This window comes from Pseudomonas sp. BJa5 (genome assembly GCF_030272875.2).
Lineage (GTDB): Bacteria > Pseudomonadota > Gammaproteobacteria > Pseudomonadales > Pseudomonadaceae > Aquipseudomonas.
The window spans coordinates 1-22,593 of sequence record NZ_JALRNG020000039.1 but is presented as its reverse complement, the minus strand read 5'-3'; the positions used below and the strand labels follow the sequence as shown (position 1 = coordinate 22,593).

Annotated in this window: 14 protein-coding genes; 10 read left to right on the top strand and 4 right to left on the bottom strand. The window is 64.8% G+C overall.

The features are described 5' to 3' along the window. Positions 1–120 precede the first annotated feature (120 nt). The 4 genes from M2D63_RS20555 (at position 121) to M2D63_RS20540 (ending at position 8,137) form a co-directional block, all read left to right on the top strand. Positions 121–4,413, top strand: a complete 4,293-nt coding sequence (locus M2D63_RS20555; RefSeq protein ID WP_285864842.1) for a DEAD/DEAH box helicase — start codon at positions 121–123, stop codon at positions 4,411–4,413. A 143-nt stretch (positions 4,414–4,556) separates the two neighbouring features. Continuing rightward, positions 4,557–6,176, top strand: a complete 1,620-nt coding sequence (locus tag M2D63_RS20550; protein ID WP_285864841.1) for an FMN-binding glutamate synthase family protein — start codon at positions 4,557–4,559, stop codon at positions 6,174–6,176. Between the two features lie 148 nt (positions 6,177–6,324). Then, on the top strand, positions 6,325–7,452 hold the full coding sequence (locus M2D63_RS20545) for an OpgC domain-containing protein (RefSeq protein ID WP_285864840.1): 1,128 nt from the start codon (positions 6,325–6,327) through the stop codon (positions 7,450–7,452). Between the two features lie 379 nt (positions 7,453–7,831). Continuing rightward, positions 7,832–8,137 carry a DUF3077 domain-containing protein gene (locus M2D63_RS20540; protein ID WP_285864839.1) on the top strand — a complete coding sequence of 102 codons (306 nt, stop codon included), beginning with the start codon at positions 7,832–7,834 and terminating at the stop codon, positions 8,135–8,137. A 52-nt stretch (positions 8,138–8,189) separates the two neighbouring features. Here the strand turns inward: M2D63_RS20540 and M2D63_RS20535 are convergent, their stop codons facing one another. Both M2D63_RS20535 and M2D63_RS20530 read right to left on the bottom strand, forming a co-directional pair. After that, entirely contained in the window at positions 8,190–8,546 is a 357-nt protein-coding gene (locus M2D63_RS20535) for a DUF3757 domain-containing protein (RefSeq protein WP_285864838.1), read from the bottom strand. 245 nt (positions 8,547–8,791) lie between these two features. Further along, the gene (locus M2D63_RS20530) at positions 8,792–10,213 is read right to left on the bottom strand and encodes an amino acid permease (RefSeq protein WP_285864837.1); all 1,422 of its coding nucleotides are present in this window, start codon (positions 10,211–10,213) and stop codon (positions 8,792–8,794) included. A gap of 438 nt (positions 10,214–10,651) precedes the next feature. Here M2D63_RS20530 and M2D63_RS20525 point away from each other — a divergent pair, with 438 nt between their 5' ends. The 3 genes from M2D63_RS20525 (at position 10,652) to M2D63_RS20515 (ending at position 15,271) form a co-directional block, all read left to right on the top strand. Then, on the top strand, positions 10,652–13,786 hold the full coding sequence (locus M2D63_RS20525; RefSeq protein WP_285864836.1) for a transglycosylase domain-containing protein: 3,135 nt from the start codon (positions 10,652–10,654) through the stop codon (positions 13,784–13,786). Between the two features lie 148 nt (positions 13,787–13,934). Then, positions 13,935–14,504, top strand: a complete 570-nt coding sequence (locus M2D63_RS20520; RefSeq protein WP_285864835.1) for a PadR family transcriptional regulator — start codon at positions 13,935–13,937, stop codon at positions 14,502–14,504. Then, positions 14,501–15,271: a siderophore-interacting protein gene (locus M2D63_RS20515; RefSeq protein WP_285864834.1), complete on the top strand. Its 771-nt coding sequence runs from the start codon at positions 14,501–14,503 to the stop codon at positions 15,269–15,271. Before M2D63_RS20520 ends, M2D63_RS20515 begins: the two co-directional genes overlap by 4 nt. A gap of 10 nt (positions 15,272–15,281) precedes the next feature. On the opposite strand, the gene M2D63_RS20510 is transcribed toward M2D63_RS20515, so the two are convergent. Both M2D63_RS20510 and M2D63_RS20505 read right to left on the bottom strand, forming a co-directional pair. Next, complete coding sequence (locus tag M2D63_RS20510) at positions 15,282–15,932, bottom strand: Pr6Pr family membrane protein (RefSeq protein WP_285864833.1); 651 nt, start codon at positions 15,930–15,932, stop codon at positions 15,282–15,284. 7 nt (positions 15,933–15,939) lie between these two features. Beyond that, positions 15,940–16,161: a VF530 family protein gene (locus M2D63_RS20505; RefSeq protein ID WP_285864832.1), complete on the bottom strand. Its 222-nt coding sequence runs from the start codon at positions 16,159–16,161 to the stop codon at positions 15,940–15,942. Positions 16,162–16,359: 198 nt separating this feature from the next. On the opposite strand from M2D63_RS20505, the gene M2D63_RS20500 reads away from it, so the two are divergent. From M2D63_RS20500 to M2D63_RS20490, 3 genes are all read left to right on the top strand, one after another. Further along, complete coding sequence (locus M2D63_RS20500; protein WP_285864831.1) at positions 16,360–18,408, top strand: TonB-dependent receptor; 2,049 nt, start codon at positions 16,360–16,362, stop codon at positions 18,406–18,408. Positions 18,409–18,710: 302 nt separating this feature from the next. After that, positions 18,711–20,054, top strand: coding sequence for a carbohydrate porin (locus M2D63_RS20495; protein ID WP_285864830.1), 1,344 nt, complete (start codon positions 18,711–18,713; stop codon positions 20,052–20,054). Positions 20,055–20,094: 40 nt separating this feature from the next. Further along, the gene (locus M2D63_RS20490) at positions 20,095–22,503 is read left to right on the top strand and encodes a glucose/quinate/shikimate family membrane-bound PQQ-dependent dehydrogenase (RefSeq protein ID WP_285864829.1); all 2,409 of its coding nucleotides are present in this window, start codon (positions 20,095–20,097) and stop codon (positions 22,501–22,503) included. The last annotated feature ends 90 nt before the right edge of the window (positions 22,504–22,593 follow it).

Here is a 22,593-nt window from a genome sequence, read left to right as displayed (position 1 = left end):
CCCTGCGATCAAGGACTGTCCGTCACAACGCATCGCGGGGCAAGCCCGCTCCCACAGGAGGCCACCACCGCCTGACGAACGCCCCTTGCAACCCCACGCCGTTGGTCGCATAAACAGCCCATGAACCTGCCCGCCCTGAACCACCCGGCACTGGACGCCTTCCACCCCGCCGTACGCGCCTGGTTCCAGCGTCGCTTTGCCACCGTGACGGCCGCCCAGGCCCGGGCCTGGCCGTTGATTCGCCGTGGCCAGTCGTTGCTGGTGGCCGCACCGACCGGTTCGGGCAAGACCCTCACCGCCTTCCTGGCGATTCTCGATGAACTGTTCGAGCAGGGCCTGGCCGGCGGCGAGCTGCCGGACCAGACCCAGGTGGTCTATGTCTCGCCCCTCAAGGCGCTGTCCAACGACATCCAGATCAACCTGCAGGCGCCCTTGGCCGGTATCAATGAAGCCCTGATCGAGCACGGCGCCGAGGCGCTGGACATCCGCACCGCGGTGCGCAGCGGCGACACCACGCAGAAGGAACGCACGGCCATGCGCCGCAAGGCGCCGCATATCCTGGTGACCACGCCGGAGTCGTTGTATGTGCTGCTGGGCTCGGAATCCGGGCGCCAGGGCCTTGCAAGCGTGCACACGGTGATCGTCGACGAGATCCATGCCCTGGCCGGCAACAAGCGCGGCAGCCACCTGGCGCTGAGCCTGGAGCGTTTGCAGGCCCTGTGTGGCCGCCCCTTGCGGCGCATCGGCTTGTCGGCGACCCAACGCCCGGTGGAGCGTGTGGCGGACTTTCTGATGGGCAGCGGACGCACCTGTGCCATCGTCGATATCGGCCATGCCCGCACCCGCGACCTGGCCCTGGAGGTACCGCCGGTGCCGCTGGCTGCGGTGATGGCCACGGATGTCTGGGAGCTGGTCTATGACCGCCTGGCAGCGCTGGCCCGCGAACACCGCACCACCCTGGTGTTCGTCAACACCCGGCGCCTGGCCGAGCGCCTGACCCGGCACCTGAGCGAGCGCCTGGGCCTGCACGCGGTCGCCGCGCACCACGGCAGCCTGGCCAAGGAACATCGCCTGGATGCCGAGCAGCGCCTCAAGCGCGGAGAGTTGCAGGTGCTGGTGGCCACCGCCTCGCTTGAACTGGGCATCGACATCGGCGAAGTCGAACTGGTCTGCCAGATCGGCACGCCTGGCTCGATCGCCGCCTTTCTGCAGCGGGTCGGGCGCGCCGGCCACCAGGTCGAGGGCACGCCCAAAGGCCGTCTGTTTCCCCTGTCGCGGGACGACCTGATCGAATGCGCGGCGCTGCTCGACTGCGTGCGCCGCGGCGAGCTGGACCTGCTGCACGTGCCCAGGGCGCCACTGGACGTGCTGGCCCAGCAGATCGTCGCCGAGGTCAGCTGCCAGCCCTGGCAGGAGCAGGCCTTGTTCGAGTGCCTGTGCCAGGCCATGCCCTACGCCGACCTCGACCAGGCGCACTACCAGGCCTTGCTGCGCATGCTCGCCGAAGGCTTCAACGGCCGCCAGGGCGTGCGCAGCGCCTACCTGCACCGCGATGCAGTCAACGCCAGCCTGCGCGGGCGGCGCGGCAGCCAGCTGACCGCATTGACCAGCGGCGGCACCATCCCCGACAACGCCGACTATGCCGTGCTGCTCGAACCCCAGGGCCTGAACATTGGCAGCGTCAACGAAGACTTCGCCGTGGAGAGCATCGCCGGCGACATCTTCCAGCTGGGCAACACCTCCTACCGCATCCTGCGGGTGGAAAGCGGCAAGGTCCGGGTCGAGGACGCCCGGGGCCTGCCGCCGAGCATTCCGTTCTGGCTGGGCGAGGCCCCGGGGCGCAGCGATGAACTGTCCTTCGGTGTGGCCCGCCTGCAAGGCGAGATCGACCGGCGCCTGGCTGAATCGGCAGGCCGGTTGCAGCCGACGCTCGACTGGCTGCAACAAGAGATCGGCCTGGACCCGGGCAGCGCCGGCCAGTTGCTCGACTACCTGAGCCGTACCCGCCAGGTGCTCGGTGCCCTGCCCTCGCAGTCGACCCTGATCATGGAGCGCTTCTTCGACGAATCCGGCGGCACCCAGCTGATCATCCACACCCCCTTCGGCAGCCGCATCAACCGTGCCTGGGGCCTGGCCCTGCGCAAGCGCTTCTGCCGCACCTTCAACTTCGAACTGCAAGCGGCGGCCAGCGAAGATGCCATCGTCCTGTCGCTGTCGGCCAGCCACAGCTTCGCCCTGGACGAGGTGTGGCGCTATCTGCATAGCAACACGGCCGAATCGATCCTGGTCCAGGCCCTGCTCGATGCGCCCTTGTTCGGCGTGCGCTGGCGCTGGAATGCCGGCACTGCGCTGGCCTTGCCGCGCTATGTCGGCGGACGCAAGGTGGCGCCACAGATCCAGCGCATGAAAAGCGAAGACCTGATCGCCGCGGTGTTCCCCGACCAGATCGCCTGTCTGGAAAACCTCGTCGGCGAACGGCAGATTCCCGACCATCCACTGGTGGAGCAAACCCTCGACGACTGCCTGCACCAGGCCATGGACTGCGACGGCTGGCTGGCCTTGCTGCGACGTATCGAGCAGGGCCAGGTCAGCCTGATCAGCCGCGACCTGCCAGCCCCTTCGCCCCTGGCTGCGGCCATTCTCAATGCCCGGCCCTACACCTTTCTCGACGATGCGCCGCTGGAAGAACGCCGCACCCAGGCCGTGCTCAACCGGCGCTGGAGCGAGGTGCAGAGCAGTGATGACCTGGGCGCCCTGGACCCCGAGGCCATCAGCGCAGTACGTGCCGAAGCCTGGCCTGCCCCCAGCCGCTGCGACGAGATGCATGAGGCACTGATGAGCCTGGCCTGTATCAGCCAGGAAGAAGTGCAGGCCCATCACGACTGGCAGGCCTGGCTGACACAGCTTGCCACTGCCGGGCGGGCGGTTTGCCTGCACCTTGCTGCACAGCCCAGCCTGTGGCTGGCCCGCGAACGCCTGATGGTGCTACGGGCGGTTTATCCGCAGGCTGACATGTCCCCGGATGTTCCCCCGCTGCCGGGGTTCGAGCACTCCGTGGACAGTGACACGGCGCTGGTCGAGGTATTGCGGGCGCGCCTGAGTGGCTTCGGTCCGCTGACCCTGGCGCAGATCGCCGCGCCCTTGGGCTTGCCGGTCAATGCGCTGGAACAGGCCCTGGTTCGCCTGGAGACGGAAGGCTACGTGATGCGCGGCTACTTCAGCCCGGGCCAACAGGACCTGCAATGGTGCGAGCGGCATCTGCTGGCACGCATCCACCGCTACACGGTCAAGCGCCTGCGCCGGGAGATCGAACCGGTCAGCCTGCAGGACTTCATGCGTTTTCTGTTCGACTGGCAGCACCTTTCGCCCGCCACACGCCTGCAAGGTCCGGCAGCAGTCAGCGAAGTGCTGGAGCGGTTCGAGGGCTATCCGGCGGCAGCCAGTGCCTGGGAAAGCGATCTGCTGCCCAGCCGGATCAAGGACTACAGCCCGCGCTGGCTGGACGAGAGCTGCCGCGCCGGCAAGCACGTCTGGGCGCGCCTGGCCCCCGTCGCGGCCAGCAGCACCCTGCGCAGCACGCCGCTGGTGCTGCTGCCGCGCCCGCGCCTGAACCTGTGGCGCGCCTTCGGCCCGGCCCTGGACAGCGAACACCTGAGCCCCCGGGCGCAGCGCGTGCACACGGCCCTGGGCGAACACGGCGCCTTGTTCTTCGACGAGCTGGTGCAAGACGCCCACCTGCTGCCCAGCGAACTGGAAACCGCCCTGCAGGAGCTGGTGGCCGCCGGCCTGGTCAGCGCCGACAGCTTCGCCGGCCTGCGCGCCTTGATCACCCCGGCCAGCAAGCGTCAGGGCCGCAGCCATCGCCGTGGGCGCGGGCCGCTGTTCGGCGGCATGGAGGACGCCGGGCGCTGGGCCCTGCTGCGCAAGGCCAGCGCCGTCGACAACCGCGATGAGAGCCTGGAGCACATCGCCCGTACCTTGCTGCGCCGCTATGGCGTGATCTGCTGGCGACTGCTGGAACGTGAGGCCGACTGGCTGCCCGGCTGGCGTGAGCTGCTGCGCTGCTACCATCGCCTGGAAGCCCGCGGCGAAATCCGTGGCGGGCGCTTCATCAGCGGCCTGGCCGGCGAACAGTTTGCCTTGCCCGAAGCCGTGGCGTTGCTGCGTGAAGTGCGCCGGCGGGCGCCGGACGGCGCCCTGGTCGCCCTCAGCGCCAGCGACCCGTTGAACCTGGTCGGCACCTTGCTGCCCGGCACCAAGGTGCCGGCCCTGAGCGGCAATCGCCTGCTCTACCGCGATGGCGTGGCGGTCGCGAGCCTGGTGGCCGGCAAGCTGCACTACGAGCCTCAGGTCGATCCGCAGGAACAGGGTGAAGTGCGTGACCGGCTGATCCGCGAGCCGGGGCTTTGGTGAATCCCCGGCTTGCCGATGAATCATTCTTCAGCTGACCCGGCGCAAAGCTTCATCTTTGCGCACTGGCGCAAGCGCGCCCAACCGGGCTAAGGTCAAGGATTGCCCAGGCCCTGAGCCTGACCGCGCCATCGCAAGGAGCCCGCATGAGCCTGTCACTTCTCAGCCGCTACGCCTTTTTTGCCGCCTGTGTGCTGTTCACCCTGGTGAGCCTGCCTTTCCTTCACCATGAATGGCTGTGGCCGTTCACCCTGACCACCGCCATCCTCAGCCTCATCGGTGTATTCGACCTGTTGCAAAGTCGCCACGCCGTACGGCGCAACTACCCGATCCTGGGCAACATCCGCTACCTGGTCGAAGGCATCCGCCCGGAAATCCGCCAGTACCTGCTCGAAGCCGACAGCGACGCCCTGCCCTTCTCCCGGGCGCAGCGCTCGCTGGTCTATGCCCGGGCCAAGAACGAAGCCTCCGACAAGCCGTTCGGCACCCTGATCGATGTCTACCAGTCGGGTTTCGAGTTCATCGGTCACTCCATGCGCCCGGCGCCCTTGAGCGACCCAGCCTCGTTCCGCGTCACCGTCGGCGGCCCGCAGTGTAGCCAGCCCTATTCGGCGTCGGTGTTCAACATCTCGGCCATGAGCTTCGGCTCGCTCAGCGCCAACGCCATCCGCGCCCTGAACCAGGGCGCCAAACTGGGCAACTTTGCCCATGACACCGGCGAAGGCAGCATCAGCCCCTATCACCGCGAAAACGGCGGAGACCTGACCTGGGAGCTGGGCAGCGGTTACTTCGGCTGTCGCACTGCCGACGGCCAGTTCGACCCCGAGCGTTTTGCCGAACAGGCCCGCGACCCCCAGGTGCGGATGATCGAAATCAAGATGAGCCAGGGCGCCAAGCCGGGCCATGGCGGCATCCTGCCCAAGCACAAGGTCACCCGCGAAATCGCCGAGACCCGTGGGGTGAACATGGGTGAAGACTGTATTTCACCCTCCCGCCACAGCGCCTTCTCCACCCCGATCGAGATGATGCAGTTCATCGCCCGCTTGCGTGAGCTGTCCGGCGGCAAGCCGGTGGGCTTCAAGTTCTGCCTGGGTCACCCCTGGGAGTTCATGGGCATCGCCAAGGCCATGCTGGAAACCGGGATCCTGCCGGACTTCATCGTCATCGACGGCAAGGAAGGCGGCACCGGCGCCGCCCCGGTGGAGTTCACCGACCATATCGGCGTGCCCCTGCGCGAAGGCCTGCTGTTCGTTCACAACACCCTGGTGGGCCTGAACCTGCGCGACAAGATCAAGCTGGGCGCCAGCGGCAAGATCGTCAGTGCCTTCGACATCGCCAGCGTGCTGGCCATCGGCGCCGACTGGGCCAACGCCGCGCGCGGCTTCATGTTCGCCATTGGCTGCATCCAGTCGCAGAGCTGCCACACCAACAAATGCCCGACCGGCGTCGCCACCCAGGATGCCCTGCGCCAGCGCGCCCTGGTGGTGCCGGACAAGGCCCAGCGGGTCTTCAACTTCCACCACAGCACCCTCAAGGCACTGGCCGAAATGCTCGCCGCCGCCGGCCTCGAACACCCTTCGCAACTGGAGGCCAGACACCTGGTGCGCCGGGTCTCGGCCACGGAGATCAAGCTGTTCTCGCAGATGCATGTGTTCCTCAAGCCCGGCGAATTGCTCAGCGGCAACATCAGTGGCGAGTTCTACTCGCGGATGTGGCAGATGGCCCGGGCGGACAGCTTCGAACCCAATACCGAGGTGGCGGCCTGAGGCAGAGACATTCGGTAATACCCTGACTTTGCATTCGCCGACAAAACTTGCAACCCTCCCCGCCGCCGATCGGCCTGCCCGGTCGGCGCGCAACCTTTGCCTGCGGGCACCTATCCTCTACTGAAACACCCTGGCCAAGGCTTTGCTCATGAACAACGGTCGCGACCATCGCATCGACTTCTTTCGCGGACTGGCGTTGATCTTCATCTTCTGGGACCACATCCCCGGCAACCCGCTGGCCAACCTCACCGTGCGCAATATCGGCTTCAGCGACGCGGCGGAGATCTTCGTGTTCCTGGCCGGCTACGCCGCCGTGCTCGCCTACGGCAAGATCGCCTTGCGCGACGGCTGGCTGGTGGCCAGTGTGCGCATCCTGCGCCGGGCCTGGGTGCTGTATGTGGTGCACATCTTCCTGCTGGTGCTGTTGATGGGCATCGTTTTCGTCGCCAACAACCATGTCGAGACCCGCGACATGATCCAGGAGATGGGCCTCTATTACTTCCTCAGCAACCCGCAACAGGCGCTGGTGGACGAACTGCTGCTGCGCTTCAAACCCAACCTGATGGACCCGCTGCCGCTGTACATCCTGTTGCTGCTCGGCCTGCCGCTGGTGTTGCCGGCGATGCTGCGCAAGGTCGAATACGTGGTCGGCCTGTCGGTGGCGCTGTACTTGCTGGCGCCGATGTTCCAGTGGAACCTGGCCGCCCAGGAAGGCGGGGTGTGGTTCTTCAACCCGCTGGCCTGGCAATTGCTGTTCATCCTGGGTGGAGCGGCGGCGATCCATTCACAGCGCGCACAAACCGCCGAGACTCGCCCGGCCTGGCGCCAGCCGCTGTTCATCGGCGCTGCCGCCTACCTGCTGGTGTGCGCCGCCATCGCCCTGTCCTGGCGCTGGCCCGCCGTGCACGATGCGCTGATGCCCAAACAGCTGGCCGAGTGGTTGTACCCGATCAGCAAGACCAACCTTTCACCGGCGCGGCTGCTGCACTTCCTCGCCCTGGCCTACTGCACGGCCAAGCTGTTGCCTCGTGGCGCCTGGGTAGAGGGCTGGCTGGCGCAACAAAGCTGCCGGATGGGACGTTATTCGCTGGAGGTGTTCTGTTTTGGCGTGCTGCTCGCGCCCCTGGCAGACATGGCCAATGCCCTGGCCGATGAGCACTGGTCGATGCAGTTGCTCACTGCATTGGCAGGGGTGGGGTTGATGGTGTTGCTGGCTGCCTGGCTGGACCTGAACAAGCGCTTGAACAAGCCCATGCCGGTGCAGGTCCCCCTGTAGGAGCGGGCTTGCCCCGCGATAGCGGTATGTCTGGCACATCGCATCGCGGGGCAAGCCCGCTCCTACCGAGGGGCGCATTGTTACTTCCGGATGTTTTCAGGCTGGTCAATTTTGGTCCTAGGAAATACCCTACCGCGTCTGTCGATCCCGTTCTGATTGCCCTCGGAAACCGGTCCTTCTAGGCTCCGTGGGTCGCTTTCGGTTCAGCGATCGGGTGTGGAAACCCGAGAGTCATTCAGGATTTGCCGTTATGGCGGCTGTGCGCGGGAGGCTATTGGCCTGCCGAGTTTCCTGTATGCCTCGGTTTTCCACCCCGCGTACAGCTGCCACCTTACGTGTGGAAACGGACGGAGCAGCTCCTATGCATACAGGAGTCAGAATGAAAAAGATCGTTCCAGATCCACCCACCTCACTCTACCCCACCCTCGGCAAACCCTTCGGCGACTACGCCGCCGGCCACCCGCAACTCTTTTCCGTAAACGCCGGCATCGCCCCGCACGACGCGCTGGTGCATGCCTCGCTGTACCTGCGTTGTGCCTACGACACTGCGTACAAGTCTCTCGACGGCGTCGACACATCGGCCAAGGGTTTCCTGTGGTCGACCCTGCATTCGGTGGAGATGGCCAAGGGGCTGGTCGAGGCCTTGCTCGATGCCCTGGAGAACCGGGCGTTGAACCCGCTTTGACAGCATCGCGGGCAGCGCACTGTGCATCGATGGTGTGCAACACCGATACCGGTCAGTCGAATGCACACTCGGCAGGATCGGACCCTGCGCACGTCCCCCCTTGCCAACTGGAGCCGCCAACCGGCATTACGCTCTTTTTCAGGGTCAAGCTTATGCTGGATTGGTTATCGCCTTTGTACTTGCATACCACGGCATCCGACTTGATCGAGGCATTGGCAAAGGTAAAGGTCTTCAGGTCGCCTTCGTCCGCCGAAGGGCTTTCGCCCTCCCAGCCGCCAGGGGCGCTGTAGGAGAATCCGAGGCCCTTCGGCGCCTGGCTGATACTGGCTGCAGCAGGGCAAGTCCCGGCGTTGGCGGGGGCTGCGCTCATGAAGCCGATGAGCAACGTCGCAATCATGGCTTTGGGCATGTGACGGTGCTCCTTTACGACGTAAGGAGTTAGTAGCATGCGTCTGAAACACAGGAAGAGAAACTGATAAAAATGACAGTTGCCTGAACTGTCTCATCATGCACCGGGCGACAAGCCAGCAGGGTCGCCATGGCCGGTGGGAGCGGGCTTGACCCGCGATCGAGGGCGCAGCACTCGTCAGGTGTATTGCCCGGTCGGGCTTCATCGCGGGGCAAGCCCGCTCCTACGGGAGCGGGCTTGTTACATCAGGACGCGGAACGTGCCAGTTGGGCGTTGTCAGCCTTGGGCGACAGCTTGAACACGAAATACAGCACGGTCAGCAGGACCAGGAACGCCGGGCCGACGTACAGGGCCACGCGGGTTTCCTCGAAGTAGGCCATCAGGCCGACCACCAGGATCAGGAACGCCAGCGCCAGGTAGGAGCTCAGCGGCCACAGCCACATGCGGTACTTGAGCGCCTGGCGCTCGGCGGTGGACAGGCCGGCACGGAACTTGAGCTGGGCCAGCAGGATCATCACCCAGGTCCAGATCGCGCCGAAGGTGGCAATGGCGGTGACCCAGACGAAGACCTTCTCCGGTACCAGGTAGTTGGCCAGCACGCCCAGCAGCAAGGCGGCGATGGACAGCAGCAGCGCATTGCGCGGCACACCGTTGCTCGAGGTACGAGCGAAGGTGGCCGGGGCCTGGCCGTTCTGCGCCAGGCTGTAGAGCATGCGCCCGGTGCTGAAGATGCCGCCGTTGCAGGACGACAGCGCCGCGGTGATCACCACGAAGTTGATGATGCCGGCGGCGGTCTTGATGCCCAGACGCTCGAAGGTCATCACGAACGGGCTGCCCTGGCTGCCGATTTCGTTCCAGGGGTAGATCGACAGGATCACGAACAGCGCACCGACATAGAACAGCAGGATGCGCCAGAACACCGAGCCGATGGCCTGTGGAATGGTTTTTTGCGGGTTGCGCGCTTCACCGGCGGTCAGGCCGATCATTTCTACGCCCAGGTAGGCGAACATCACCATCTGCAGCGACATCAGCACGCCGGTCATACCATTGGGCATGAAGCCGCCATTGCTCCACAGGTTGGAAATGCCCATCGCCACACCGTCGTTGCCGAAGCCGAAGGCGATGATGCCGATACCACCCAGGACCATGGCAATGATGGTGACGATCTTGATCAGGGCGAACCAGAACTCGAACTCACCGAAGGCCTTGACCGCGATCAGGTTGATCGCGCCCATGCTGCCCAGGGCCGCCAGGGCCCAGATCCAGCGTGGTACGTCAGGGAACCAGATGCCCATGTAGATGGCCACCGCAGTGATTTCCGCCACGCAGGTCACCAGCCACAGGAACCAGTAGTTCCAACCGGTGAGGAAGCCCGCCAGCGGGCCGAGGTAGTCCTGGGCGTAACGGCTGAAGGAGCCTGCAACGGGATTATGGACGGCCATTTCACCGAGGGCGCGCATGATCACCAGGATCGCCAGGCCGCCGATGATGTAGGACAGCATGATGGCCGGACCGGCCATTTCGATCGCCTTGGCCGAGCCGAGGAACAGGCCGACGCCGATACAGGCGCCCAGCGCCATCAGGCGAATGTGCCGTTCGCCGAGTTCTCGCTTGAGTGGGCCGCCCTGGACGGTCTCACCGTGAGAAGGATGGTTGCCGACTGGCATAGAAATACAACCTCATTTTGTTATTGGATATAAACCGTTCGTGCAGGCCAGGCACCGCCGATAGGCGAATACGCTGCCTTGCCGGGCACCGCCTTGTGAGCGGGACCCGCCTGCCAGAGCACCGGGCGCAGGCAGAGCGAAAGGGCCGAGCAGTATAGGAAGGCCTCTGTAGGGCATTTCACTATAAAGAGCAGGATATTTGGCGAGAACTCTCGGCAAAAACCCTATTCACGGAGGGGCATTCCCCGTGTTTTCTCCACTGCAGTCAACAGGGCGGCTAACATAGCACCAAAACAGGGCATTACAACCTCAACCAAAGACGCATGCCCTACGCTGTTTCAGGAAGTGCCTGACAATCAGCACAAATTTTTCACCGAACCCGGGCACCGTCTAAGCTTCAGGCAAGCAAGACGAAAATACGTAGCCGGGCTGAAGAATATGGGCGCATTGTGGCAATCGGAACCTGAAAGCAAGGAAGCTCCCCCTGAATCTCTCGAAGAATCGCCTACGCCAAAAAGCCCCCGCCAACGTCATCTGTGGTGGCGGCTCGTATGGCTGGTGCTACTGCTCGCCCTGATCGCACTGGGCCTTGCCGTCGCCAAGGAACTGCAGACCTCGCGCCTGCAATCGCGCGAGCTGAGCCAGTTCGCCTCGACCTTGACCTATTCCCTGCAACCGGGCCCCAGCGACGCGATCATCTACCCCGGCAACGGGCCCTTCGACCAGCGCCTGGGCTACAGCGCATTGGGCGAGTTCCTGCCGCGCCTGCTCAAGCGCGACTATGTGATCAGCGACCAGGTGCGTTTCTCGCCGGCGTTGATGGACTACACCGAGCACGGCCTGTTCGTGCCCTACAAGGAAAAGATCCAGACCGGCCTGTCGATCACTGACTGCAAGGGCGACATCCTCTACCAATATCAATACCCGCAGTACCTGTACCCGGACTTCGACGCCATCCCGCCGGTCATCGTCAACAGCCTGCTGTTCATCGAGAACCGCGATCTGCTCGATCCCCACGACCCCTACGCCAACCCCGCCGTGGACTGGCCGCGTTTCGCCAAGGCGGCCTACAGCCAGGTGGCCAAGTACCTGGCATTGCCCGGCCAGTCGGCCGGTGGCAGTACCCTGGCGACCCAGCTGGAGAAGTACCGGCACTCCCCCGAAGGCCTGACCGTCTCGGGCAGCGAGAAAATCCGCCAGATGATTTCCGCCAGTGTGCGTGCCTACCAGGGCGGGCCACAAACCCTTGAAGCACGCCAGCGCATCGTGCGTGACTACCTCAACAGCGTGCCGCTCTCGGCGGTGCCCGGCCATGGCGAGGTGCATGGCATGGCCGAGGGCCTGCGGGTCTGGTACGGCGCCGACTTCGCCCAGGTCAACCAGGCCCTGGCATCGTCTGCCAGCGACCCGGCGAGCTTGGCCGCACGCGGCCTGGCCTTGCGCCAGGTGCTGTCGCTGATGATCGCCCAGCGGCGGCCGTCGCACTTTCTGACCAAGGGCCGCAACGAGCTGGCCGATCTGACTGACAGCCATATCCGCATCCTGGCCGCCGCCAGCATCGTCGATCGGCCGACAGCCGATGCCGCCTTGGCCAGCAAGGCCACCTTCCGCGACTGGGTCGCCCAGCCCACCATCGTGCCGATCGTCACCAACAAGGGCATCAGCGTCGCCCGCAGCCGCCTGTCGCTAGCCCTGGCCCGGCCGCTGTACGACCTCGACCGCCTCGACCTGTCGGCCACCAGCACCTTGCAGTCCGACCTGCAGGGGCAGGTCAGCCAGTACCTCAAGGACCTTGCCGACCCGGAATTCGCCGCCAAGACCGGCCTGTTCGGCGAGCGCCTGCTGACCCCGACCACCACCACCCAGGTGCGCTACAGCTTCACCCTGCTCGAACGCACGGCCAACGGCTCCCGGGTACGGGTGCAGACCGACAGCACCGACCAGCCGTTCGACATCAACGAAGGCAGCAAGCTGGAGCTGGGCTCCACTGCCAAGCTGCGGGTACTGACCACCTACCTGCAAATCATCGCCGAACTGCACGACAAGTACGCCGAGACCCCGGCTGCGGACCTGAAGAAAGTCGAAGTGGCAGAGCTGGACTTCATCACCCGCTGGGCCATCGACTACCTGATCCAGAACAAGGACCGCAACATCACTGCGATGCTCGACGCGGCGCTCAACCGCAAGTACTCGGCCAGCCCCTACGAAGGCTTCTTCACCGGTGGCGGCATTCACGTGTTCGCCAACTTCCGCAAGGAGGACAACAACCGCATCCCTACCCTCAAGGACGCACTGCGCGAATCGATCAACCTGCCGTTCATCCGCCTGATGCGTGACCTGGTGCGTTACAGCACCTACCAGGCCCCGGGCAACAGCGCCAAGCTGCTCAGGGACGATAGCGAGCCGCGCCGCCAGGAGTACCTGGCCCGCTTCGCCGACAAGGAAGGCACCGACTACCTGCGCAGGTTCTGGAAAAAGTACCGCAACAAGACCTCGCAACAGCGCCTGGATACCTTCATGGACAGCCTGCGAGTGACCCCGATCCGCCTGGCTGCCGTGCATCGCTACCTGTTCCCCGAAGCCGACCAGGCCACCTTCAACGCCTTCGTCCGCGCCCACCTGAAAAAGAACCTGGAGGAAACCAAGCGCAAGCCGACCAAGCAGGACACGGTGACCGACGAGCGCCTGGACGACATGTACTATGCCTACGGCCCTGGCAAGTTCGACCTGCCCGACCAGGGCTTCGTCGCCAAGGTCCACCCGCTGGACCTGTGGCTGCTGGGCTATCTGCTCAAGCACCCCAGCGCCAGCTTCCAGGACGCCGCACAGGCCAGCCAGTTCGAGCGCCAGGAAGTCTACAGCTGGCTGTTCAAGAGCAAGCACAAGGGCGCCCGCGACAGCCGCATCCGTACCCTGGTGGAGATCGAGGCGTTTCTCGATATCCACCAGCGCTGGAAAAGCGTCGGCTATCCCTTCGATCACCTGGTACCGTCCCTGGCCACCGCCATCGGCAGCTCCGGCGATCGCCCGGCGGCCCTGGCCGAGCTGGTCGGGATCATCCAGAACGACGGTATCAAGCTGCCGACCTTGCGCATCGACACCCTGCACTTTGCTGCCGACACCCCTTACGAGACGCGCCTGACCGGCGACCCCGACCTGGGCCAGCGGGTGCTCTCGGTGGAAGTCGCCCGGGCCCTGCGTGGCGCCCTGTCGCAAGTGGTCGACGCCGGTACCGCGCGGCGGGTATCGGGCAGCTTCAAACTCAACGACGGCACCCCGATGGTGCTGGGCGGCAAGACCGGCACCGGCGACAACCGGATCGAAAGCTTCGGTGCCGGCGGACGCCTGATCGGGTCGAAAGCGATCAACCGCACGGCCACCTTCGTGTTCTTCCTCGGCGACAACCACTTCGGCACCCTCACCGCCTTCGTACCGGGCCAGGCCGCCGAGTCCTTCAAGTTCACCTCGGCCCTGCCGGTGCAGGTGCTCAAGGGCATGGCTCCGATCCTGATGCCCTACCTGCAGCCGGGCAGCCACACCCTGTGCAAATCGCCAGACGTCGCGCAGAAATAACCCCTTGAAACAGTCCCCGGGCGCACCTGCTGCGCCCGGCTCGACTTACCGCCGGTCACGCCATGAGAATTATTCTCACTCTCATGCTTGCGTTAAGATATATCTTGAGTAATATCTAAAGATACATCGTACACAACGGAGATTCCCCATGCGTGACCACCACCCCCACCGTGACCACGGCGAACGCCACGACGGTTTCGAGCGTCGCCACAGCCGCGAGCGTGGCGACCGCGGCCCCCGGGTGTTCGCCCCCGGCGACCTGAAACTGCTGCTGTTGTCGATGCTCGCCGAGCAGCCCTGCCACGGCTATGACCTGATCCGCCAGATCGAAACCCTGTTCGATGGCAGCTACAGCCCAAGCCCCGGGGTCATCTACCCGACCCTGACCTTCCTTGAAGAAAGCGAGCTGATTACTGGCCAGGTCCACGGCAGCAAGAAGCGCTACAGCGTCACCCCGGCAGGGCTTGAGCACCTGAATGAGCAGGCCGTTGCCCTGGATGGCGTGCGCATGCGCATCGAGGTCAGCAAACGTTCCCTGCGCGGGCACGATCGCCCGCAGGAAATCCACGAAGCGGTGCACAACCTGCGCCATGCCCTGCAGATGCACAGCGGCCGCTGGACCCCGGAAGAAATCGAGCGGGTGCGCAACCTGCTCAACACCACCGCCAAGGCCATCGTTGCCGGACCGGCCACGGCTCCTACGGAGAAACCCGAATGAGTGTCAGCGAAACCAGCGCGATTCATCGCGTCAACCACGAGATCAAACACCGTCGCCTGGATGTGCTGCGGGTCACCGACCTGACCCCGCGCATGCGCCGCATCACCCTGGGCGGGCCGCAACTGCAGGGCTTCACCAGCCTGGGCAGCGACGACCACGTCAAACTGCTGTTCGCCTGCTCGGCAGAAGAACAGGCGGCATTGGACAACCTCGACTTCAGCCGCGACGGCGTACGCCCGACCATGCGCGAATACACGCCACGGCGGATCGACCTGGTGGCCGGCGAACTGGACATCGACTTCGTCCTCCACGGCGACGGCCCCGCCTCCACCTGGGCGGCCCAGGCTCAGGTCGGCCAGGTGCTGAACATCGCCGGCCCGCGTAGTTCGATGGTGGTTGCGGATATCTTCGACAGCTACCTGCTGGTCGGTGACGAAACCGCGATTCCGGCCATTGCCCGGCGTCTGGAAGAGTTGCCTGCCACGCGCAAGGTGGTGGCGCTCATCGAGGTCGAAGATGTCCGGGAACAACAGACGTTGCAGAGTTCGGCACACGTGGAGGTGATCTGGGTACAACGGCATCGGCAGGATCTGCTTGAGGTGCTCAAGGCACTGCCATTGCCCGAAGGTCGGCTCTACACCTGGGTTGCCCTGGAAAAAGCCCTGACGCGCCAGGCCAAGCGCCTGCTGATCGAGGACAAGGGCGTGCAGGAAGATCTGATCAAGGCCGCCGCCTACTGGCGCCTCGACCCGCACGACGACGCCTGATCCGCCACCTTCAGGGTTGCGTCCTGGCCTTGGCCAGGCGCCCGCCCTGCCAATGATCCAGGCCGAGCAACAGCAGGCCGATGGCGATGAAGCCGAGCAGGATCGCCAGGGCATTGATCAGCACCTGGGTAAAGCCCAGGCTTGCCACATCGATGAACGGATAGGGATAGAACCCTATCGTGTGCCCGCGCAGCAGCGCATAGGCGAAATACACCAGCGGATACAGAAGCCAGGCCAGCAGGTGCCGGGGCCGCAAGCTGCCCTTGTCCACGCAGCACCACCAGTAGACGACGAACAGCAGCGGCATGACATCGTGCAGCAACTCATCGGCCAGCCACTGCCAGCCCTCTGGCTGCCACAGGTGGCGCAACAGCAGGCTATAGGCCAGCCCGACCAGGACGATACTGGCGGCGATGCCCGAGCTGGTCGCCGGGGATAGAAAGAAGCGTCGTGCAGCCGATTCCCGGCCGAACGCCGCATGACTCAGCACCACGGCCACCAGGGTGTTGCTCAACACGGTGAAATAGCTGAAGAAGTTGACCAGGCCGCCCAACAGACTGGCCTGCTCCTGCCAGCGCACCCAGAACACCAGGTACATCTGGATCGCCAGGGCGCTCCAGCCCAGGCAGGCGGCCAGGCCGATGGCCACTTCGCGGCGCATCACCGGCCTAGCGACCGCGCTGCAGCTTGAGGTACAGGCGCTCGACCTTTTCCCGCGCCCAGGGCGTGCGGCGCAGGAAGGTCAGGCTCGACTTGATGCTCGGGTCACTCTTGAAGCAGCGGATGTCGATGCGCTGCGCCAGCCCTTCCCATTGGTAGTGCGCCACCAGCGCGGTGAGGATCTGCTCCAGGGTCACGCCATGCAGCGGATCGGGGTTGGCGGTACTCATGCCTGTGCTCCAGCGAATCAAAGGTGCGCACCTTAGCCCAGTGACGGGTGGCAAGTCTTCAGACTTTTCACAATCAAGGTCCGGATAACAAACATTCTAGTGTGGGCAAAGGCTCTAGCCAGCGGGTGGGCGTTTAATTGATGAATGCAATGTTATATTGTATCAACACTAGAACACTGCCAAGGAACCTTGCTGCCCATGCGTCACCTGCCCCTGCGACTCTCTCCCCTCGCCGCCACCCTCTGGCTCGCCTCGCCGCTGAGCCAGGCACTGGAGCTGGACACCCAGGTCATCACCGCCAACCCGCTGGGCAACAGCGAACTGGCCGCCCCCACCAGCGTGCTCGAAGGCGACGACCTGACCCTGCAACAAAAAGGCAGCCTCGGCCAGACCCTGAACAACCAGCCCGGGGTCGCCTCGACCTGGTTCGGCCCCGGCGCCAGCCGCCCGGTGATCCGCGGCCTGGATGGCGACCGCATTCGCATCCTGCGCAACGGCGTCGGCGCCCTGGATGCCTCGTCGCTGTCCTATGACCACGCCGTGCCGCTGGACCCGGCGACGGTTGAGCGTATCGAAATCGTTCGCGGCCCCGCTGCCCTGCTCTACGGTGGCAACGCCATTGGCGGCGTGGTCAACAGCTTCGACAACCGTATTCCCACTTCGCCCGTCGACGGCATCCATGGCGCCGGTGAATTGCGCTATGGCGGCGCCGACACCACCCGCAGCAGTGCCGGCAAGCTGGAAGCCGGCGATGGGCGCTTTGCCCTGCACCTGGACGCCAACAGTCGGCAGTTCAACGACCTGCGCATTCCCGGTTACGCCCGCAGCGCCAAGGTCCGCGATGCCGACGAACCGGGCAGCAAGCATCGCCTGGAGAACAGCGATGGCCGTCAGGATGGCGGTGCAATCGGTGGGGCCTACCACTGGGACCATGGCTACACCGGCCTTTCCTACAGCCGCTACGATTCCAACTACGGTTCGGTGGCCGAGCCTGGTGTGCGCCTGGACATGCAGCAGGACCAGTACGGCTTCGCCTCCGAACTGCAGGACCTGGACGGCCCCTTCAGTGCACTGAAGTTCGACCTGGGCTACACCGACTACCAGCACCGCGAACGAGAAGGCGGCGAGGTGCACACCACCTTCAAGAACAAGGGCTACGAGGCCCGGGTCGAGGCCCGGCACCAACCCCTGGGGCCAGTTGAAGGCGTGATCGGTGCCCAGGTCAGCCGCAGCGAGTTTTCTGCCCTGGGCGAGGAAGCCTTCGTTCCGCAAACCGATACCGACAGCCTGGCGCTGTTCATGCTTGAACAATGGCAGGCCAGCGAACGCCTGAACCTGAGCCTCGGCGCTCGCCTGGAGCACACCCGGGTCGATCCCGACAGCCTGGGCAGCGAGCGCTTTGCCCATGCCGACAGCGCCAGCAGCTTCACGGCGGCCAGCCTGTCGTCCGGGGCGGTCTTCGAGCTGACGCCGATCTGGTCGCTGGCTGCGACCCTGGGCTACACCGAACGCGCGCCGACCTTCTACGAGCTGTATGCCAATGGCGTCCATGTCGCCACAGGTACCTTCGAGATCGGCGATCCGGGGCTGAGCAAGGAGAAGGCGATATCCAGCGACCTGGCCTTGCGCTTCGACAACGGCGTGCACAAAGGCAGTGTCGGGGTGTTCTACAGCCATTTCCGCAACTACATCGGCCTGCTGGCCAGCGGCAACCTGCGCGAAGGCCATGACCACGGCCATGAAGACCACGACCACGATCATGACCACGAACACGCCGCCGACGTGCCCGAGTACCTGTACCGTGGCGTGCGTGCACGCTTCTACGGCATCGAGGCCCAGGATCGCTGGCAACTGGCGCAGAACCGCTACGGCAGCTTTGCCCTGGAATTGTCCGGCGACTACACCCGGGCCAAAAACCTGGACAGCGGCGAAGACCTGCCACGCATTGCCCCACTGCGCCTGAACAGCGGCCTGCTGTGGGAGATGGACCGCTGGCAGGCCCGTTTCGATGTGCAGCATGCCAGCGCCCAGCACCATAAACCGGCCAACGAAACCAGCACCGACGGCTATACCACCCTGGGCGCCAGCCTTGGCTACCGCTTCGACATCGGCCAGAGCCAGTGGCTGGCCTTTGTCCGCGGCGAGAACCTCACCGACCAGACCGTGCGCTACGCCAGCTCGATCCTGCGCGATATCGCCCCGGCGCCGGGGCGCAGTGTCGAGGTTGGCCTGCGTACCAGCTTCTGATTCAACCCGGGAACAACTGGCTTTGTAGGAGCGGGCTTGCCCCGCGATGCGATGCGACTGACACACTGCAATCGCGGGGCAAGCCCGTTCCCACCTCTTATACAGTAGTTCCCACTGGCACTGTTACCGATCCGGCAACGGTGCCTCTTGTTGAATTGACTTTTTTTCTTACAAATTCAGCTATATCCTCCCCGCCGCAAGCTGAACCGCTTCAGTTAGCTCCCCTGTAGCTTTATCGCCGACGTTCACCAGAGCACGGCGCACTTGCCGTTTTTTCCATAATCAAAAGATAGCGCTATCTCATGCCTCAGATTCATCGTTTCCGCTTTTCCCTGTTCTCCGGCCTGGCCATCGCCAGCCTTGCCCCCTGCACCCAGGCCGCGGCCATGTTCGCCAGCGACTCGCCGTGGATGCTCGGCGACTGGGGCGGTACCCGCACTGAGCTGGCGGAACGCGGCTACGACTTCACCCTGGGCTACACCGGCGAGATGGGCGCCAACCTGCACGGCGGCTATGACGACGACAAGACGGCGCGCTACAGCGACCAGTTCACCTTCGGCACCCACCTGGACCTGCAGAAGCTCCTCGACTGGCACGATGCCGAGTTCCAGCTGACCGTCACCGAGCGCCACGGCAACAACATCAGCAACGACCGCATCAACGATCCGCGGGTCGGCGGTTTCACTTCGGCCCAGGAAGTCTGGGGGCGCGGCCAGACCTGGCGGCTGACCCAGATGTGGATCAAGCAGAAATACTTCGACGGTGCCCTGGATGTGAAATTCGGTCGCTTCGGCCAGGGCGAGGACTTCAACAGCTTCCCCTGCGACTTCCAGAACCTGGCGTTCTGCGGCTCCCAGGTGGGCAACTGGGCCGGTGACATCTGGTACAACTGGCCGGTCAGCCAGTGGGCGCTGCGGGTCAAGTACAACCTCACCCCCGAGCTCTACGCGCAGATCGGTGCCTTCGAGCAGAACCCTTCGAACCTTGACCGTGACAACGGCTTCAAGCTCAGCGGCAGCGGCACCCAGGGCGCGCTGTTCCCCATCGAGCTGGTCTGGAGCCCGCAGGTTGCGGGCCTGAAAGGGGAATATCGGGCCGGTTACTACTACAGTAATGCCAAGGCAACTGATGTCTACAAGGACAGCAACGACCAACCGGCGGCACTGAGCGGCCAACCCTATCGCAGCAGCTCGAGCAAGCATGGCATGTGGCTGGGTGCCCAGCAGCAGGTGACGTCGTTGGCCTCCGACCATTCCCGTGGCCTGAGCGTGTTTGCCAACGCCACGTTGCACGACAAGAAGACCAATGCCATCGACAACTATGTTCAGGCAGGTGTGGTGTACAAGGGGCCCTTCGATGCCCGCGCCAGGGACGACATCGGTTTCGCCCTCGCCCGCGTGCACGTCAACCCCGCCTACCGCAAGAACGCCCAGGCCCTCAACCAGGCCCAGGGCCTGGACGACTACGACAATCCCGCCTACCGGCCGGTGCAGGACACCGAGTACAGCGCCGAGCTGTACTACGGCATCCACGTCACCGACTGGCTGACCGTGCGCCCGAACCTGCAGTACATCCGCCATCCCGGTGGCGTGGAGCAGGTCGATGACGCATTGATCGGCGGGATCAAGATCCAGAGCAGCTTCTAAGCCAACTACCGACAATTTTTGATCTAACGGAGACAACACGATGAGCACAGAAGGTGCCTTGAGTAGAACCCGCTGGCTGCCGCGCCTGATTGGCGTGCTGTTGCTGCTGATGGGACTGGCCCTGCTGGCAGGTGGCATCAAGCTGAGCCAACTCGGCGGCTCGCTGTATTACCTGATCGCCGGACTCGGCTTCGCCCTGGCCGGCATCCTGTTGCTGGCCCTGCGCCGCAACGCCCTGGGCCTGTATGGCCTGGTGCTGCTGGGCAGCACCCTGTGGGCACTGTGGGAAGTCGGCCTGGACTGGTGGCAACTGGTGCCGCGCCTGGCCCTGTGGTTCGCCCTGGGCGTGGTGCTGTTGTTGCCCTGGGCCCGTCGCCCGCTGCTCGGCAACCCGTCGAAGGTCAACACCGGCCTGCTGAGCCTGGCCGTGGTGCTGTCGGGGGCCACCGCCGTGGCCAGCCAGTTCACCCACCCGGGCGAGGTCAAGGGTGAACTGGGCCGCGACACCACCGAGTTCGCCAGCAATGCGCCGCAGATGCCCGACGGCGAGTGGCAGGCCTATGGCCGCACCGAGTACGGCGACCGCTATTCGCCGCTGCGCCAGATCACCCCGCACAACGTGCACCGCCTGGAAGAAGCCTGGCGCATCCGTACCGGCGACCTGCCGACCGACAACGACCCGGTGGAGCTGACCAACCAGAACACCCCGCTCAAGGTCAACGGCATGCTCTATGCCTGCACCGCCCACAGCAAGGTGCTGGCCCTGGACCCGGACACCGGTGCCGAAATCTGGCGCTTCGACCCGCAGATCAAGAGCCCCGTGGGCTTCAAGGGCTTTGCCCACATGACCTGCCGTGGCGTCTCGTATTATGACGAGAACAACTACGTCAGCATGGATGGCAGCCCGGCACCGAAAATTTCCGATGCCGGCATGGCCGTGGCCCGCGCTTGCCCGCGTCGCCTGTACCTGCCGACCGCCGACGCCCGCCTGATCGCCCTGAACGCCGACACCGGCAAGGTCTGTGAAGGTTTCGGCAACCAGGGTGTGATCGACCTGACCACCGGCATCGGCCCGTTCACCGCGGGCGGCTACTACTCCACCTCGCCGGCGGCGATCACCCGTAGCCTGGTGATCATCGGCGGCCATGTCACCGACAACGAGTCGACCAACGAGCCGTCCGGCGTGATCCGCGCCTATGACGTGCACGACGGCCACCTGGTGTGGAACTGGGACAGCAACAACCCGGACGAAACCGCGCCCCTGGCCCCCGGCAAGACCTACAGCCGCAACTCGGCCAACATGTGGTCGCTGGCCAGCGTCGATGAAAAGCTCGGCATGGTCTACCTGCCCCTGGGCAACCAGACCCCGGACCAGTGGGGTGCCGACCGCACCCCGGGCGCCGAGAAATTCAGCGCCGGCATCGTCGCCCTGGACCTGGCCAACGGCAAGGTCCGCTGGAACTACCAGTTCACCCACCACGACCTGTGGGACATGGACGTCGGCAGCCAGCCGACTCTGGTCGACATGAAGACCGACGACCGTTTCAAACCTGCGCTGATCGCCCCGACCAAACAAGGCAGCCTGTACGTCCTCGACCGTCGCGACGGCACCCCGATCGTGCCGATCCGCGAGATCCCGGCCCCGCAAGGCGCCGTCGAAGGTGACCACACCGCACCGACCCAGGCCCGTTCGGACCTCAACCTGCTGGGCCCGGACCTGACCGAACAGGCCATGTGGGGCGCCAGCCCGTTCGACCAGATGCTCTGCCGCATCCAGTTCCGCGAGCTGCGCTACGAAGGCCAGTACACCCCGCCGTCGCTCCAGGGCAGCCTGGTCTACCCGGGTAACGTCGGCGTGTTCAACTGGGGCAGCGTCTCGGTCGACCCGGTGCGCCAGCTGCTGTTTACCAGCCCCAACTACATGGCCTTCGTGTCGAAGATGGTGCCACGCGCCGACGTTGCCGCCGGTAGCAAGCGCGAAAGCGAAACCAGCGGCGTGCAGCCGAACACCGGCGCGCCGTACGCGGTGATCATGCACCCGTTCATGTCGCCGCTGGGCGTTCCGTGCCAGGCGCCATCCTGGGGTTACGTGGCCGGTATCGACCTGCTGACCAAGAAAGTGGTGTGGAAGCACAAGAACGGCACCAGCCGTGACAGCTCGCCCATCCCCATCGGTCTGCCGATCGGCGTACCAAGCATGGGCGGTTCGATCGTCACCGCCGGTGGCCTGGGCTTCCTGAGCGGCACCCTGGACCAGTACCTGCGTGCCTATGACACCAACACCGGCAAGGAGCTGTGGAAATCGCGCCTGCCGGCCGGTGGCCAGGCAACGCCCATGACCTATACCGGCAAGGGCGGCAAGCAATACGTGCTGGTGACCGCCGGTGGCCACGGCTCGCTGGGGACCAAGATGGGTGATTACATAATCGCTTACAAACTCGCCGAGTAAATCTTCGCGGGGCAAGCCCCCGCCAGTAGGAGCCGGCATGGCCCCCGATTGCCCCCCCCCCAGGAAACCACCCCCCCCCCCCCCCCACAA